At 59.6% G+C, this 16,707-nt stretch carries 9 protein-coding genes, 3 rRNA genes and 1 pseudogene; 7 read left to right on the plus strand and 6 right to left on the minus strand.

What is annotated here, in order from left to right:
• On the minus strand, window positions 1-927 hold a 927-nt coding region (locus tag PC358_RS26545; RefSeq protein WP_033703530.1), incomplete at its 3' end, for a retention module-containing protein.
• Window positions 928-1,482: 555 nt separating this feature from the next.
• Here PC358_RS26545 and PC358_RS28560 point away from each other — a divergent pair.
• The 3 genes and pseudogenes from PC358_RS28560 to PC358_RS26555 all read left to right on the plus strand — a co-directional run.
• Window positions 1,483-1,646: pseudogene (locus PC358_RS28560) on the plus strand (TolC family outer membrane protein); the annotation flags it as partial.
• Window positions 1,647-1,690: 44 nt separating this feature from the next.
• A complete protein-coding gene (locus PC358_RS26550) occupies window positions 1,691-3,847 on the plus strand; it encodes a type I secretion system permease/ATPase (protein ID WP_033703532.1) in 2,157 nt (718 codons plus the stop codon).
• Window positions 3,848-3,854: 7 nt separating this feature from the next.
• Window positions 3,855-5,213 (plus strand): HlyD family type I secretion periplasmic adaptor subunit, encoded by a 1,359-nt coding sequence (locus PC358_RS26555; RefSeq protein ID WP_156311540.1) that lies wholly within the window; start codon window positions 3,855-3,857, stop codon window positions 5,211-5,213.
• 137 nt (window positions 5,214-5,350) lie between these two features.
• Here the strand turns inward: PC358_RS26555 and lapD are convergent, their stop codons facing one another.
• Together lapD and lapG are read right to left on the minus strand one after the other, a co-directional pair.
• Window positions 5,351-7,297 carry a cyclic di-GMP receptor LapD gene (lapD, locus tag PC358_RS26560; protein WP_033703535.1) on the minus strand — a complete coding sequence of 649 codons (1,947 nt, stop codon included), beginning with the start codon at window positions 7,295-7,297 and terminating at the stop codon, window positions 5,351-5,353.
• A 10-nt stretch (window positions 7,298-7,307) separates the two neighbouring features.
• The gene (gene lapG, locus PC358_RS26565; protein WP_156311542.1) at window positions 7,308-8,069 is read right to left on the minus strand and encodes a cysteine protease LapG; all 762 of its coding nucleotides are present in this window, start codon (window positions 8,067-8,069) and stop codon (window positions 7,308-7,310) included.
• A 205-nt stretch (window positions 8,070-8,274) separates the two neighbouring features.
• Between lapG and PC358_RS26570 the strand changes: the two genes are divergently transcribed.
• From PC358_RS26570 to PC358_RS26585, 4 genes are all read left to right on the plus strand, one after another.
• A complete protein-coding gene (locus PC358_RS26570) occupies window positions 8,275-8,964 on the plus strand; it encodes a GntR family transcriptional regulator (protein ID WP_033703537.1) in 690 nt (229 codons plus the stop codon).
• 92 nt (window positions 8,965-9,056) lie between these two features.
• Window positions 9,057-9,560 (plus strand): sigma-70 family RNA polymerase sigma factor, encoded by a 504-nt coding sequence (locus PC358_RS26575; RefSeq protein ID WP_033703538.1) that lies wholly within the window; start codon window positions 9,057-9,059, stop codon window positions 9,558-9,560.
• Window positions 9,557-10,525, plus strand: coding sequence for a FecR domain-containing protein (locus PC358_RS26580; protein ID WP_033703541.1), 969 nt, complete (start codon window positions 9,557-9,559; stop codon window positions 10,523-10,525). The genes PC358_RS26575 and PC358_RS26580 overlap by 4 nt, the downstream gene beginning before the upstream one ends.
• 171 nt (window positions 10,526-10,696) lie before the next feature.
• A complete protein-coding gene (locus tag PC358_RS26585; RefSeq protein ID WP_033703544.1) occupies window positions 10,697-13,111 on the plus strand; it encodes a TonB-dependent siderophore receptor in 2,415 nt (804 codons plus the stop codon).
• A gap of 53 nt (window positions 13,112-13,164) precedes the next feature.
• Here PC358_RS26585 and rrf (PC358_RS26590) read toward each other — a convergent pair.
• The 3 genes from rrf (PC358_RS26590) to PC358_RS26600 form a co-directional block, all read right to left on the minus strand.
• A 5S ribosomal RNA gene (gene rrf / locus PC358_RS26590) occupies window positions 13,165-13,280 on the minus strand.
• Window positions 13,281-13,389: 109 nt separating this feature from the next.
• Window positions 13,390-13,505: ribosomal RNA gene (rrf, locus tag PC358_RS26595) — 5S ribosomal RNA — on the minus strand.
• A 133-nt stretch (window positions 13,506-13,638) separates the two neighbouring features.
• Window positions 13,639-16,531 (minus strand): 23S ribosomal RNA (locus PC358_RS26600).
• Window positions 16,532-16,707: the final 176 nt, after the last annotated feature.

Below are 16,707 nucleotides of genomic sequence, written 5' to 3' on the forward strand. Positions count from 1 at the left end.
GGCAGGGTTGCTCAGGGTCACGGTGTAAGTGATCACGCCACCTTCGGTCACCGAAGGGTTGGCGGTCAGGGTCGCAGTGGTGGTGTCGATAGTATCGGTAATCTGCGTAACCGCCGGCGTTTGCGGCAGGGTCACTATCAGACCGTTCCCCCCGGTGGCACCCGTCACGGTCGTCGAGATCTGCCCGCCGTCGATATACGGCGTGTCATTCGCCGGGATGGTGACATTGACGCTACCGCTGGTCTGCCCTGCCGGAATGACGATCACCGCTCCGTTGGACAGGGTCACGACCAGGTTGGACGTCGGCGCCTGGCCAACTGTCGCGGTATAAACGATTACGCCACCCGCTTCGGAGATGGAAGGGGTGGCGTTGAGGACAAGCGCGGTGGAGACATCGGTCGGCGTGGTGGGCGGTATGACCTGCTGATTGCTGTTGTTGGTGTCCAGCGCGCCAACGTCTTCAGACTCCAGCGCCGCGGCAAAGCCTAATGGGCCGGTAGGGAAACCGATGCTCGTGTCGACCCTGCCCGCTGTCTCCTCAAGCATGACAAAGCTGTGGCCACCCCCCAGCGCGCCACCACCGCCCGCCGCTGCCGGGCCTGCTGCCGTGGCTTCAAGCTCGGTAGTCGGGTCGACACCCGCAGCGATTGCCTGCTGCAGCTCTTCGACCGACGGTGCAGCCTGCGCAGTGGCCTGGCCCAGGTCGGTGCTGCTGTAGGGCGCATCCGCGCTCCACTGGCTGTCACGGCCCAGGTCGAGCAGGCGACCATCGGCCAGCTCGAGCGTTACCGCGCCGCCCGGGCCGGTGAGTACTTCCTCACCCGCCAACAGGCGATCACCTTCGATGAGTACACGCCGGATGCCCTCTGGGGATACCGCAATAACCTGGCCGACAATGCTTTTGACGATGGCTACAACGCTGCTCATTGGACTCTCCGTGTGACCCGGTTAGGGTACTTCCCTGCCAGAGCGGCGCTGTTGTAAGCCACTTCAGGCGGATCTGTGTCGATTAATATGATGAGGATTTGACGTCAAAATTACGTCTATAACTGTTTGGAATTAACTATCTGCCAAACTATTGACCTTATACTCGCCATCCTAAACAATCGGCAATGTAATGTCACATTGATATTTGCACCTTTGCCACCCCTTCCTTTAGTACTAATCCAGGGCCGGTCGGAAGCCCGCCCATCGGTCAGTTCTGGCGCCATTTTCCTGGCCCTGAAAAGCTTGAACCGTGATTCAGGACAACAGCGCTTTCGAGAACTCGCCAAAAATGCGTGCTTCACTGTTTACCGTTCTTCCCATCACCCTAGCCGCCACCTATTCACAAGCACAATCCTTGCCCGAAGCCATGCAGACCACCCTTGATAGCCCGCAGGCCATAACAACGAATGGCAGGCTATGCTGCGAATGAACTTCAACCTTTACACTGGCGTCAGCGACAAGGCTGACCTGGAGTCCAAGCTATAACCTTCACTAAGCCAGCGTCGTCTGGTAGCGGTGAAGAACATACAATTGTTTACTCAGTATCGAATCAAGGCGACCATTGGCCACTGCTCAAGAATCAGGGTGTCGTAGCCCCGATGGCCACCGTTGTGCAGAACGATCTGAAACCGAGGGTGAGCCTGTCAGGCCTGAACTGAGGCACACCCTGCCCCACCCACCGCAAGGATGAAGAGAGCGCCGCGTGGAATCCGAAGTCAGTCGAGTCCAACTCAGCCACGATCCACGCAGTCAGCATGACGATCCCTTGCTGGATAGCCTGCTGAGCCTGTGTGTCCTGCATCAGAAACCCGCCAGCCGGGTCATGCTGACCACCGGCCTGCCGCTGCCTGCCCAGCGCCTGAGCCCCGAGCTGCTGCCCCGTGCCGCGGCCCGGGCAGGGCTGCAGGGGCGGCTGCTTCAGCGCAAGCTGGAGCAGATCCCCAGTATCGCCATGCCGGCCATGCTGTTGCTCAAGGAAGGCCGCAGCGCCGTGCTGCTGGGCTGGGAAAACGAAGACACCGCGCGCCTGCTGCTTAGCGAGAGCGATGGTGGCGAGGTGCATGTCAGCCGCGAAGCGCTGCTCAGTGACTACAGCGGGCGCGTGTTCTTCGCCCAGCCGCAGCACAAGTTCGACGTCAACCACGGCAACCTCATCCCGCGCGCGAAATCCTGGTTCCGCGACACCCTGCTGCGCAGCAAATGGCTGTACATCGATGCCATCGCCGCCAGCCTGGTAATCAACCTGATCGCCCTGGCCGCGCCGCTGTTCGTCATGAACGTGTATGACCGGGTGGTGCCCAACCAGGCAACCTCGACCCTCTGGGTGCTGGCCGTCGGCATCGCCGGCGCCTACGTCTTCGACCTTATCCTCAAGGGCTTGCGCGGCCTCTGCCTGGACCTTGCCGGCAAAAAGACCGACTTGATCATTTCGGCGACCTTGTTCGAGCGTATCGTCGGCATGTCGATGAAGTACCGCCCGGCGCGGGTCGGCAGCTTTGCCCAGAACATCCATGAGTTCCAGGGCTTGCGCGACTTCCTCGCCTCCTTGACCCTGACCAGCCTGATCGACCTGCCGTTCACCCTCCTGATCCTGATCGTCATCGCCATCATTGGCGGGCACCTGGTGTGGATCCCAATCATCGCCTTCCCGCTGGCCCTGGGCATCGGTTATGCCTTGCAGCGGCCGCTGATGGCGACCATGGAGCGGACCATGGCCCTGGCCTCGGAGCGCCAGTCCAGCCTGATCGAGACCCTGGCTGGCCTGGACGCCGTCAAGGTCAACAACGCCGAAAGCGAGCGCCAGTACATGTGGGAGCAGACCCTCGGCACCCTCAGCCGGTTGGAGCTGCGCGTGAAGGTGCTGTCGAGCCTGGCGATGAACATCACCATGCTGATCCAGCAGCTGGCAGGCGTGGCGATGATCTGCGTGGGTGTCTACCTGATCATCGACGGCAACCTGAGCATGGGCGGCCTGGTCGCCTGTTACATGCTCAGCGGCCGCGCCCTCGGCCCGCTGGGCCAGCTCAACGGCTTGCTGGCCCGCTACCAGCAGGCCAAGGTAACCATGGTCGCCACCGACCACATGATGGACTTGCCGCAGGAGCGCAACTTCGAGGAGCGGCCGCTGAGCCGCCGGGTACTGCAGGGCAGCATTGAGTTCCGCGGGGTCGAGTTCACCTACCCGAACCAGCAGAACCTGGCCCTGAAGAACATCAACCTGACCATCCGCCCCGGCGAAAAGGTCGGCATCATTGGCCGCAGCGGCTCGGGCAAGAGCTCCCTGGCCAAGCTGGTCGTGGGCCTCTATGAAGCCGACGGCGGGTCACTGCTGGTCGATGGCGTGGATATCCGCCAGATCGACGTCAGCGAACTGCGCCACAACATCGGCTATGTGCCGCAGGACATCCAGCTGATGGCCGGCACCCTGCGCGACAACCTGGTCAGCGGCGCACGTTACATCGAAGACGAAATGATCCTGCAGGCCGCAGAACTTGCAGGTGTTCATGAGTTTGCCCGGCTGCACCCCGACGGTTATGAGCTGCAAGTGGGCGAGCGTGGCCAGAACCTCTCCGGCGGCCAGCGGCAGAACGTTGCCCTGGGCCGTGCATTGCTGCTCAACCCGCAGATCCTGCTGCTCGACGAGCCGACCAGCGCCATGGACAACACCGGTGAAGAGCGCCTCAAGCAACGCCTGCAGGCGGTGATCGAGAACAAGACGGTGCTGCTGGTGACCCACCGCGCCTCGTTGCTGTCGCTGGTGGACCGGCTGATCGTCATCGATCGCGGGCAGATTGTCGCCGACGGCCCGAAAGCCGCGGTCATGGATGCGCTGAAGAAGGGGCAGATCAGTGTTGCATAAGCTCGATATGGGGCAGTTCAAGGATGGCCTGCGGCGCTACTTCAAGGGCTCCGATTCGCTCGGCGGGCAGCCGCTGCCCGAGGTCAACAAGGCGCTGATCGAGGATGCACCGCGGGTGGTGCGCCTGACCATCTGGGGTGTGATCGCGTTTTTCGTATTCCTGATCGTCTGGGCCAGTGTGGCGCCGATCGATGAAGTCACGCGCGGCGAAGGCAAGGCCATTCCGTCCTCCAAGGTGCAGAAGATCCAGAACCTCGAGGGCGGCATCGTCGCCGAAATCTACGCCAAGGAAGGGCAGATCGTCGAAATCGGCCAGCCCCTGCTGCGCCTGGACGAAACCCGCTTCGCCTCCAACGTCGGCGAAACCGAGGCCGACCGCTTGGCCATGGCGCTGCGCGTCGAACGCCTGAGTGCCGAGGTCGAAGACCGTCCGCTGCAAATCGATGAGGCCCTGAGCAAGGCCGCGCCCAACCAGGCAGCCAACGAGCAATCGCTTTACCAGAGCCGGCGCCAGCAACTGCAGGACGAGATCGGTGGCCTGCAGCAGCAGCTGGTACAGCGCCAGCAGGAGCTGCGCGAATACACCTCCAAGCGCGCGCAGTACGCCAACAGCCTGCAACTGCTGCGCCAGGAGATTGCGATGTCCGAGCCCTTGGTAGCCCAGGGCGCAATCTCCCAGGTCGAAGTGCTGCGCCTGCGCCGTGCCGAAGTGGAAAACCGTGGCCAGATGGATTCCACCGCGCTGGCCATCCCGCGTGCCGAGGCGGCCATTCGGGAAGTACAGAGCAAGATCGAAGAAACCCGTGGCAAATTCCGCAGCGAAGCGCTGACCCAGCTCAATGAGGCACGCACCGAGCTCAGCAAGGCCACGGCCACCAGCAAGGCGCTGGACGACCGGGTTCACCGCACCATGGTCACCTCACCTGTGCGCGGTATCGTCAAACAGCTGCTGGTCAACACCATCGGTGGAGTGATCCAGCCGGGTAGCGACATCGTCGAGGTCGTGCCGCTGGACGACACCCTGGTCATCGAAGCGAAGATCCTGCCCAAGGACATCGCCTTCCTGCATCCAGGGCAGGAAGCGACGGTCAAGTTCACCGCCTATGACTACACCATTTACGGTGGCCTGAAGGCCAAGCTGGAGCAGATCGGTGCCGACACCATCACCGATGAAGACAAAAAGACCACGTATTACCTGATCAAGCTGCGCACCGATCGCAGCCACCTGGGCACTGACGAGAAGCCATTACTGATCATTCCCGGGATGGTGGCGACGGTGGATATCATGACCGGCAAGAAGACCATCATGAGCTACCTGCTCAAGCCGATCATGAAGGCCCGCTCGGAAGCCCTGCGCGAGCGTTAACGCCACGCACGGCTGTGTGTGTGTAGGAGCGGCCTTGCCGGGGGCGCCGGACCGGTCGGAAAGGGTCGCAAAGCGGCCCCGGCGATTTTTGCTGCGCCACAGAACCTGGGGCCGCTCCGCGACTACACGGGGAAGTATCAGCGCCAGGGGGCAGGTTCACCCACCAGCTGCCCCTGAATACCACCCACGCCCATCTCCCGCAGCACCAACCGCTCGCCTTCCGTCTCGACCCGCTCGGCAATCAACGGCAGGTCGATACTGTGTGCGGCGCGTTGGATCGCTTCGATGAACAGGCGCTTGTGCTGCTCATGGTCGATGTTGCGGATATAGCTGCCATCGATTTTCAGGTACGCCAGGCCCAGGTGTGCCAGGTTGCCAATCATGCTGAAACGGCCGCCGAAGCGCTGCAGCGCCAGCCCGAAGCCAAGCGCGTGCAGGCGTCGGGTCAGTTGCTCGAGGGCAGACTGGTCGGGCAGCTGCTCTTCGCCGATCTCGAACGTCAACCGCGGGCCCAGCGCCGCATGCTGGCTTAGCAGCTCGTAGACGCGTTGCAGCGCCTTGGGGTCGGCCAAGGTTGCCGCGGACAGGTTCAGCGCCAGCATCTGATCATGGCTGCGCAGGTCAGCGAGCACCTTTTCCAGCACCAGCACATCCAGACGCGGCATCCAGCCGAAGCGCTCCAGCCAAGGCAGGAAGCGCCCGGCGGGCAGTGCCTCGCCTTGCTCATCGTGCAAGCGCGAGATGACTTTGTGGTGCAACACCCGTTGCGCTGTTTCGCAGTCCACCACCGGCTGGAAAAAAAGCTCGAAACGCCCATTGGCGAATGCCTGGTCGAGCCGCTCATGCCAGGCATGATGGCTATCGCCCGCTACCGCAGCTGCACCCTGTTCGAGACAGACCCAGCCGGGTGCCGGCTGGTTTTCGGCAAGGGCCAGGGCTTCGTCGGCAAGTTTCAGCAATGCCTGTGGCGCATCGCCGGGGCTGAAGGGCGCGAGGCCGATGCACGCGACCGGGCTGACATCACTGGCGCCAGTCTCGTGCAGGCTCTGCAGGGTGGCCTCCAACGCCTGGGCAAGCTGTACAGCCTCCTCGTGCACCATACCCGGCGCCAGCACGGCGAACTCGCCCCCACGGCTGCGCGAAATCAGGTCTTTGGTTTCTGGGTAGCTAGCACAGGTACGGCGCAGTTGCTCGCCCACCGCCTGCAACAGCTGGTCGGTACGCTGCCCGCCCAGGCGCGCGTTGAGGCCTGCCAGCCCCTGCACCCGCAGCAACAGCAAGTAACCGGCCCGGGCTTCCTCCATGTTGCTGACGCGGGTGTTGAGCTGCATCTCGAAATAGCGGCGGTTGGACAGCCCGGTGAGGCTGTCCTGGTAGGACTCGGCGCGCAACCGCTCACTGCGCTCGGCCTGCTCGGTGAACAGCGCCTTGAGCTTCTCGACCATCTGGTTCATCGCCTGCACCACACGGCGCAGCTCGGGTGTGCGCGGCAGGTCTGGCAGGCTGAGGAATTCGCGCCGGGCGATGGCATGGGATTGCTCGACCATGTAGTCCAGTGGCCGCAACTGGCGGCGCAGCAACAACGCACCGAGCACCGCACTGGCAGCACCACACAGCAGCAACCAGCCCAGGCTGCCCAAGGCGCTCTGCCAGAGCTTGGCGATGGCGAACATCGGGTGGCTGATCACCTCCACCCGGGCGGCCTGCTGCCATCCGCGGCTGACAATGGCATCACCACCGGCCGCTTCAAGGCCAATGAGGTGGACGAACCAGGCCGGCACACCCCCTCGGTCAGGCTCGGCATGGCGCTCCACCAACACGGCATTGGAACCCAGGTCGACGACCTTGATGCTCGCATAGTAGCCACTGTCGAAGATCGAGCTGACCATCAGTTCGACCATCGCCGGGTCGTCGATGTTGGGTGTCAGCGACAGCGCCAGGGCAGTGGCTGCGTCCTGGGCGTGCGAACGCAGCTGGTTGACGTACTGGCTGCGCGAGCTCTCCAGGCTGACCATGAAGCTGCCGCTGAAGGCGACCACCAGGAACAGGCAAATGGCCAACAGCAATTGTTTGAACAGTGACATCTGTGCTCCTTCAGTAAACCGGCTCGGCCGGGAACCCTTCGGCCTGCATTTTCTTCAGCAAATCCTGCCAGCGTGACAGCCGCTTGGTATCGCCTACCTTCTTGTTGCCGGCGGCGCCTGTCAGCCACAGCCCCTCACCATTGAAGGCATACACCGGCAGCAGGTCGGGACGCTGGCTCGCCGGCTTGATGGCATCCATCAGGCTGTCGAGCACCAACGGTTGAGCCTGTGGGTTTGAATAGTAGGTCAGCACCATGTGCGCTCGGTTTTGCCGCAACGCCTTGACGTAGGTGATACGCAGCTTTTCGCTGGGGATGCCCATGCGCCGTAGGCTGAAATACTTGGCAATAGCGTAGTCCTCGCAATCACCTGCCCCCTTGATCAGTGCCTGGACCGGCGTGGCCCAATAATCGACCTCATGCCACAGATCGATATCTTCGACGTAGCGCAGTTGCTGGTTGAAGAAGCGGTTGACCACCTGCAGCCGCTCCAGCTCGGTGGCCTGCTTCTGCGTGGCCATCAGGTTCTGCCAGGCGTCGATACGCCCCTGGCCTGCGCCAAGCGGGCCATACAGGGCCTGCGACTTGCGACTGATCTGGGAAAAATCCCAATCCGCGTGCAAACCGCCCAGTAGCAAGCTACCCAGCAGCGCGGCAAGGCCGACACGTCGCACAGCGGTTTTGAACATCCAGGATATCGCCACTGCGAAGACCTGTTCAGACCAGTCGAAAGCAGCGATGGTGCGGCCTCGCTGTGCAAAAGACAATGGCATCCTGCAATCACGCAACCTGGGGATGGGCCATACTAACTTTATGGCTATCTCGTTGTATGTGCCGCTTCCTTTGCCAAGCGACTTCATACACCATAGCCGCGGCCTTGGGTCACCCGCTCCAATGCGGCTGACGGTTTGACAAGCCCCCTTGCCTGTTACTAGTGTCATTGGATCCAACTTTCGTTATGGTCGAGGCAGACTCCGCGTGGCCGAGAAAATTAAACTGAGCAACGTGCTGGCTAGCGAACAGCTACCCCCACACCTGGCACGTGCTGTTATCGAAGAGCGCCTGCGCAGCGCCATTCTTGATGGGCGACTACCGCCAGGCACCGCTGTGCGTCAGCAAGAGCTGGCGACCTTGTTCGGGGTCAGCCGCATGCCTGTGCGCGAGGCCTTGCGCCAACTTGAAGCGCAATCGCTGCTGAACGTGGAGATGCACAAGGGCGCTGTGGTTGCGCCGTTGATCGGCGAGGACGCGGTGGACACCTATGCCCTGCGTGTTCTGCTCGAAAGCGAGGCGCTGCGCCAATCCATTCCGCTGCTTGATGCCGACGACATCGCCCGTGCCCGCGGCTACATCCTGCAACTGGAGCATGAGACCCGCCACGCCGAACTCGGCCGCCTCAACCGCCTGTTCCACATGACGCTGTACAGCAAGGCGTCAAACAAGAAGCTGTTGCGCCTGATCGAGAACGAACTGAACGAAGAAGAGCGTTTTCTGCGCTTTCATCTTTCCTCCATGGGGTTGGGGAAACTCACCCAGGACGATCACAACGCGCTGGTGGATGCGGCCAGCGACAAACTGGTGGATGAAGCCATCGCCGTGCTGGAGAAGCACTTGAACTCCGGCGCGCACGTGATCAGGGCTTACCTGGATTCGCAGTTGGCACGATAACAGGCCGGCATGAGACGGTTGCAAATTAGCCCGGCACCGCAAACAATGAGACTAATTATCATTCATGTCCATTGAAGCCAGCGCCCTCCTCCATGCCTTCCAATGACTCCGTGCAAACGCTCTACAGTGACCACCACGGTTGGTTGCATGCCTGGCTGCGCAGCAAGCTGGGCAATGCCGCCGATGCCGCGGACCTGGCCCAGGACACCTTCGTGCGGCTGTTGCAGCGTCGCGAGCAAGTACAGCTGAACACGCCAAGGGCGTTTCTGCGGACCGTGGCACGTGGGCTGGTGATCGATCACTGGCGCCGTGAAGAACTGCACCGGGCCTACCTCGAAGCCCTGGCTCACTTGCCGGAAACACAGGCCCCCTCGGCCGAGACCCGCGAAGTGCTACTGGAGCTGCTGGAGCGTATCGCGCGCATGCTCGAAGGGCTCAAGCCAAAGGTGCGCCGCGCCTTTCTGCTGGCCCAGTGCGATGGGCTGAAACACCAGGCCATCGCCGAGCAGATGGGCATATCCGTACGCACCGTCGAGCGCTATATCGCCGATGCGCTTTACCATTGCTACCTGCTGCGCTTTGAAGACGAGCGATGACAGTAGTCGCGCCGTCGGCCAAAGCGGTCAAGCAAGCCATTCAGTGGCTGCTCAGGCTGCGAGAGAGCGGTAGCAGCCCTGCCCTGCTGCAGCAATGCGAGCAGTGGCGTAGCGCGCGGCATGAGCACGAACTGGCCTGGCAACGGGTGATACACCTGCACCAGGACCTTGACCTGCGCACCATCCCCGGCGCTGGGGTTGCCTTGCACACCCTGGAAACCAGCCAGCGGCGCCTGCACCGGCGCCAGGCGCTCAAGTTGCTTGGCGGCGTCGCCCTGGTGGGCTCCGCCACCTGGCTGGCCAGAGACCTCGATAGCGTCAGCGCCTGGGCTTCGGACTACGCCACTGCTACTGGCGAACGGCGGCGATTGCACCTGCCCGATGGCTCATTGATGCAACTGAACACGCGCAGTGCGGTGGACCTGGCCTTCGACCAGCAGCAGCGTTTGGTTCACCTCAAGCAAGGGGAGCTGATGCTCACCTGCAGCGAAGCGCAGGATCAGACGCGCCCCCTGTTGGTACAGACGCAAGAGGCCTTGCTCGAAGGTTTCAATGCTCGCTTTGTGGTACGCCAGGATATCGCCTGCACCCGCGTCAGCGTCAGCCAGGGAAAGGTGGCGATACACCGGCCGGGGAATGGCCAGGTGCAATGGATCGACAGCAGCCAGCACTGGCGCCTGGATGCCAGCGGTGCACAACGCCTGGATCGCGTGGATATGGACCCCATGGCCTGGAGCGAAGGGCTGATCGTGACCCGCGACATGCGCTTGCACGATTTTCTCGCGCAAGTGAGCCGCTATCGCCATGGCTACCTGGCTTGCAGCGATGACATTGCCGATCTGCGCCTGTCCGGTGTGTTCCGCCTGGACGACCCGGAGCAACTGCTGCAACTGCTGCCAAAAACGCTCCCGGTCAGGCTTCGCCAACGCACACGTTGGTGGATCCGCGTCGAGCACATGGCCTGACTTCACCCCTGCGGGGATATTTTTGGCGGGTTTTGGGCATCGATCCGGCTAGGACAGTAAGCAACGCCTTCTGCCCTCAACCTTTCAACGGACGCTTTCATGCCCATTGTCTCTACCTCTACACACCGCACTAACGAGAATGATTTTCGACCTGTCTTGAATTCAGCCAGCCTGCGCAAGGCCGTTCGGGCAGCCCTGTTCGGTACCGCACTGGGTATCAGCGCCCTGCCCCTTCAAGCCTTGGCCGCTGAAGCCGCGCAGGTCAGCCAGCAGTATGCGATTGCGCCCGGCGAACTGAACGATGTGCTCAACCAGTTTGCCCGTCAGGCGGGGATCACCCTCTCCAGCACACCGCAATTGACCAATGGGCTGCAATCCCGTGGCTTGCAAGGGCAGTACTCGGCCGATCAGGCGCTGCGCCAATTGCTCAATGGCAGCGGCCTGGAGGCCGTAAGCCAGGGTGGGCACAGCTATGTGCTGCGGGCCCAGCCAGACAACGCCGCACTGTCGCTGCCAGACACCGATATCCGCAGCTTCTCCCTGGGCAATGCCTTGGGCAGCATGGATGGCTACAACGCCACCCACAGCCAGGTGGCGACCAAGACCAGCATGCCCCTGGTGGAAACCTCACAGTCGGTCTCGGTGGTGACTCGCCAGCAGATAGATGACCAGGGCTCGCAGACCGTCGCCCAGGCCATGCGCTATACGCCTGGGGTGCTGACCAACCCCTATGGCGCCACCCACCGCTACGACTATGTGGCCATGCGCGGTTTCAACGACGGTTCGGTCGACAACATCTACGTTGACGGCCTGAAGTCCATGGGTGACAACGGCACCTACAGCACCATGCAAGTGGACCCTTACTTTCTGGAGCGCATCGACATCCTCAAAGGGCCCTCTTCGGTACTCTATGGCCGCAGCTCGCCAGGGGGCCTGGTGGCACTGACCACCAAGAAGCCCCTGTTTACGCCCTTCCATCAGGTGCAGGCCACCGTCGGTACCCAAGGCCAGCGTGGCATGGGCTTCGACTTCAGCGGCCCGGTCGATGACGACAAGCGTATTGCCTATCGCCTGACAGGCTTGGCGGACAGCTCTGATACTCAGTTCGACCATAACAAGGAAGAACGCTACGCCATCGCACCGGCTATCAGCATCGACTTCACCGAAGACACCTCGCTGACGCTGCAGGCATACCTGCAGCACGACCCCAATGTTGGCTACCACGGGGGTAACCCGGCTGACGGCATGCTGCACAAGCGCAACGGGCTGCGCCTGTCAGACCACTTCTTTGAAGGTGAGCCTGGGGTCGACAACTACGAGCGTACCCAGCAGTCGTTCAGCTACCAGTTCGAGCACCGTTTCAACGACGTCTTCACCGCCCGGCAGAACTTCCGCTACCAGGATTCTGACGTAACGATGGACCAGGTGTATTCGGCCGGTTGGGCCGACGCCGACAGCAACATCCTCAACCGCGCCTACACCGGGGGCGACGAGCGCCTGCATTCGTACATCATCGATAACATGCTGCAGGCGGAGTTCTTCACCGGCGCGGCCAAGCACACCTTGCTGCTTGGCACCGACTACCAGCGCCGCAAGGCCGACGTGGAATGGCGTTACGGCACGGTCGACCCGCTGGATGCCGGCAACCCTCAATATGGCAATGGCAACCTCCAGGTACTTGGTGAAAACCGCTATCAGCGCCGCCTGCAGCAAACGGGTGTGTACCTGCAGGACCTGGTTGAGCTGGACCAATGGCGCTTCTCGCTGGGCTTGCGCCAGGACTGGGTGAAGGTCTCCGAGGAGAATCGCGACAGCAACACCAAGGTCAACGATCAGCGCTCCAAGTTCACCACCCGAGCGGGCGTGCTGTACTTGTTCGAGAACGGCTTGGCACCCTATGTCAGCTACTCGGAGTCGTTCAACCCCAATACCGTGTCCGACCAGGAAGGCCGGCCGTTGGCACCGACCGAGGGCACTCAGTGGGAAGCGGGTATCAAGTACCAGCCGCCCGGCAGTGACAACCTGTTTACCGCGTCGGTGTTCCGTATCGAGCAGGAGAACCTGGCCTCCAAGCAGCCGAACGAAGACTTCTACCGCCCGGTGGGTGAAGTACGCTCACAAGGCCTGGAGCTGGAGGCGCATGTTCAGCTGACCGACAACCTCAAGCTGTTGGGCGGCTACACCTTTACCGACATCGAGTATGCCAAGACGATGCCGAGCTTGGTGGCAGCAAACCTGGACAACAAGGGTAATTCGCCCACCCAGGCACCCAAGCAGATGTTTTCGCTGTGGGCCGACTACAACTTCCGCCAGGGGCCGCTGGACGGCCTGCGACTGGGCGGTGGGGTGCGTTATGTAGGGTACAGCTGGGTGGATGCGGAAAACAGCATGAAGGTGCCCTCCTACACGCTGTTTGATGCCTCGATCGGATACGACCTGGGCAAGGTTGGCCTGACGGGGGTGGATGTGCGCCTGAACGCCAACAACCTCACCAATGAGAGCTACGTCACCTCATGTGCCAGCCTGAACTATTGCTACATGGGTGAAGAGCGCAACGTCAGCGCAACGGTCAGCTATCAATTCTGACCCGAAAAGACAAAGCCCCTGTCTGCGATGCAGACAGGGGCTTTGGGTTTGAATCTTGACGATGACCTACTCTCACATGGGGAGACCCCACACTACCATCGGCGATGCATCGTTTCACTACTGAGTTCGGGATGGGATCAGGTGGTTCCAATGCTCTATGGTCGTCAAGAAATTCTGTGTGCCGGCCCGTCCTGAAGACGTGCCCGCGAATTTCTATGGCTTCTACTTAAAGACAAAACCCCTACCTGCTCGCGCAGATAGGGGTTTTGCGAAATGAATCTTGACGATGACCTACTCTCACATGGGGAGACCCCACACTACCATCGGCGATGCATCGTTTCACTACTGAGTTCGGGATGGGATCAGGTGGTTCCAATGCTCTATGGTCGTCAAGAAATTCTGTTGCCAGAACGTCCAGATGGACAGCCTAGCGAATTCGGATATGTGATGTTGTGATGTACATTCGAACTTTCGGTTCGTGCGTCTTCACCACCGCAATCTGCAGGAGCAAATTGCTTGGGTGTTATATGGTCAAGCCTCACGGGCAATTAGTATTGGTTAGCTCAACGCCTCACAGCGCTTACACACCCAACCTATCAACGTCGTAGTCTTCGACGGCCCTTTAGGGGATTCTAGATCCCAGTGAGATCTCATCTTGAGGCAAGTTTCCCGCTTAGATGCTTTCAGCGGTTATCTCTTCCGAACATAGCTACCCGGCAATGCCACTGGCGTGACAACCGGAACACCAGAGGTTCGTCCACTCCGGTCCTCTCGTACTAGGAGCAGCCCCTCTCAAATCTCAAACGTCCACGGCAGATAGGGACCGAACTGTCTCACGACGTTCTAAACCCAGCTCGCGTACCACTTTAAATGGCGAACAGCCATNCCCTTGGGACCGGCTTCAGCCCCAGGATGTGATGAGCCGACATCGAGGTGCCAAACACCGCCGTCGATATGAACTCTTGGGCGGTATCAGCCTGTTATCCCCGGAGTACCTTTTATCCGTTGAGCGATGGCCCTTCCATACAGAACCACCGGATCACTAAGACCTACTTTCGTACCTGCTCGACGTGTTTGTCTCGCAGTCAAGCGCGCTTTTGCCTTTATACTCTACGACCGATTTCCGACCGGTCTGAGCGCACCTTCGTACTCCTCCGTTACTCTTTGGGAGGAGACCGCCCCAGTCAAACTACCCACCATACACTGTCCTCGATCCGGATAACGGACCTGAGTTAGAACCTCAAAGTTGCCAGGGTGGTATTTCAAGGATGGCTCCATGAGAACTGGCGTCCCCACTTCAAAGCCTCCCACCTATCCTACACAAGCAAATTCAAAGTCCAGTGCAAAGCTATAGTAAAGGTTCACGGGGTCTTTCCGTCTAGCCGCGGATACACTGCATCTTCACAGCGATTTCAATTTCACTGAGTCTCGGGTGGAGACAGCGCCGCCATCGTTACGCCATTCGTGCAGGTCGGAACTTACCCGACAAGGAATTTCGCTACCTTAGGACCGTTATAGTTACGGCCGCCGTTTACCGGGGCTTCGATCAAGAGCTTCGCTTGCGCTAACCCCATCAATTAACCTTCCGGCACCGGGCAGGCGTCACACCCTATACGTCCACTTTCGTGTTTGCAGAGTGCTGTGTTTTTAATAAACAGTCGCAGCGGCCTGGTATCTTCGACCGGCATGGGCTTACGGAGCAAGTCCTTAACCCTCGCCGGCGCACCTTCTCCCGAAGTTACGGTGCCATTTTGCCTAGTTCCTTCACCCGAGTTCTCTCAAGCGCCTTGGTATTCTCTACCTAACCACCTGTGTCGGTTTGGGGTACGGTTCCCAGTTATCTGAAGCTTAGGAGCTTTTCTTGGAAGCATGGCATCAACCACTTCGTCGCCTAAAGGCAACTCGTCATCAGCTCTCGGCCTTGAAATCCCGGATTTGCCTAAGATTTCAGCCTACCACCTTAAACTTGGACAACCAACGCCAAGCTGGCCTAGCCTTCTCCGTCCCTCCATCGCAATAACTGCAAGTACAGGAATATTAACCTGTTTTCCATCGACTACGCTTTTCAGCCTCGCCTTAGGGACCGACTAACCCTGCGTCGATTAACGTTGCGCAGGAAACCTTGGTCTTTCGGCGTGGGAGTTTTTCACTCCCATTGTCGTTACTCATGTCAGCATTCGCACTTCTGATACCTCCAGCAAGCTTCTCAACTCACCTTCACAGGCTTACAGAACGCTCCTCTACCGCATCACCAAAAGGTGATACCCGTAGCTTCGGTGCATGGTTTGAGCCCCGTTACATCTTCCGCGCAGGCCGACTCGACTAGTGAGCTATTACGCTTTCTTTAAAGGGTGGCTGCTTCTAAGCCAACCTCCTAGCTGTCTAAGCCTTCCCACATCGTTTCCCACTTAACCATGACTTTGGGACCTTAGCTGACGGTCTGGGTTGTTTCCCTTTTCACGACGGACGTTAGCACCCGCCGTGTGTCTCCCATGCTCGGCACTTGTAGGTATTCGGAGTTTGCATCGGTTTGGTAAGTCGGGATGACCCCCTAGCCGAAACAGTGCTCTACCCCCTACAGTGATACATGAGGCGCTACCTAAATAGCTTTCGAGGAGAACCAGCTATCTCCGAGCTTGATTAGCCTTTCACTCCGATCCACAGGTCATCCGCTAACTTTTCAACGGTAGTCGGTTCGGTCCTCCAGTCAGTGTTACCTAACCTTCAACCTGCCCATGGATAGATCGCCCGGTTTCGGGTCTATACCCAGCGACTAAACGCCCTATTAAGACTCGCTTTCGCTACGCCTCCCCTATTCGGTTAAGCTCGCCACTGAATATAAGTCGCTGACCCATTATACAAAAGGTACGCAGTCACCTAACAAAGTAGGCTCCCACTGCTTGTACGCATACGGTTTCAGGATCTATTTCACTCCCCTCTCCGGGGTTCTTTTCGCCTTTCCCTCACGGTACTAGTTCACTATCGGTCAGTCAGTAGTATTTAGCCTTGGAGGATGGTCCCCCCATATTCAGACAAAGTTTCTCGTGCTCCGTCCTACTCGATTTCATTGATAAGAGATTTTCGTGTACGGGGCTATCACCCACTATGGCCGCACTTTCCAGAGCGTTCCACTAATCTCAAACCAACTTAAGGGCTGGTCCCCGTTCGCTCGCCACTACTAAGGGAATCTCGGTTGATTTCTTTTCCTCAGGGTACTTAGATGTTTCAGTTCCCCTGGTTCGCCTCTTGCACCTATGTATTCAGTACAAGATACTCAGCTTATGCTGAGTGGGTTCCCCCATTCAGAGATCTCTGGATCACAGTCTGTTTGCCGACTCCCCAAAGCTTATCGCAGGCTACCACGTCTTTCATCGCCTCTGACTGCCAAGGCATCCACCGTATGCGCTTCTTCACTTGACCATATAACCCCAAGCAATCTGGTTATACTGTGAAGACGACATTCGCCGAAAATTCGCATGCTGCTCAGTTAAGAGCACATCACAAATTTTACCTTAGCCTGATCCACTACCAGTGAAAGTAGTGTTCAGTCTATTTCTATCACATATCCGAATTTTTAAAGAACGATCTGACAAAAG

The sequence above is a fragment of the Pseudomonas capeferrum genome (assembly GCF_000731675.1).
Taxonomy (GTDB): domain Bacteria; phylum Pseudomonadota; class Gammaproteobacteria; order Pseudomonadales; family Pseudomonadaceae; genus Aquipseudomonas; species Aquipseudomonas capeferrum.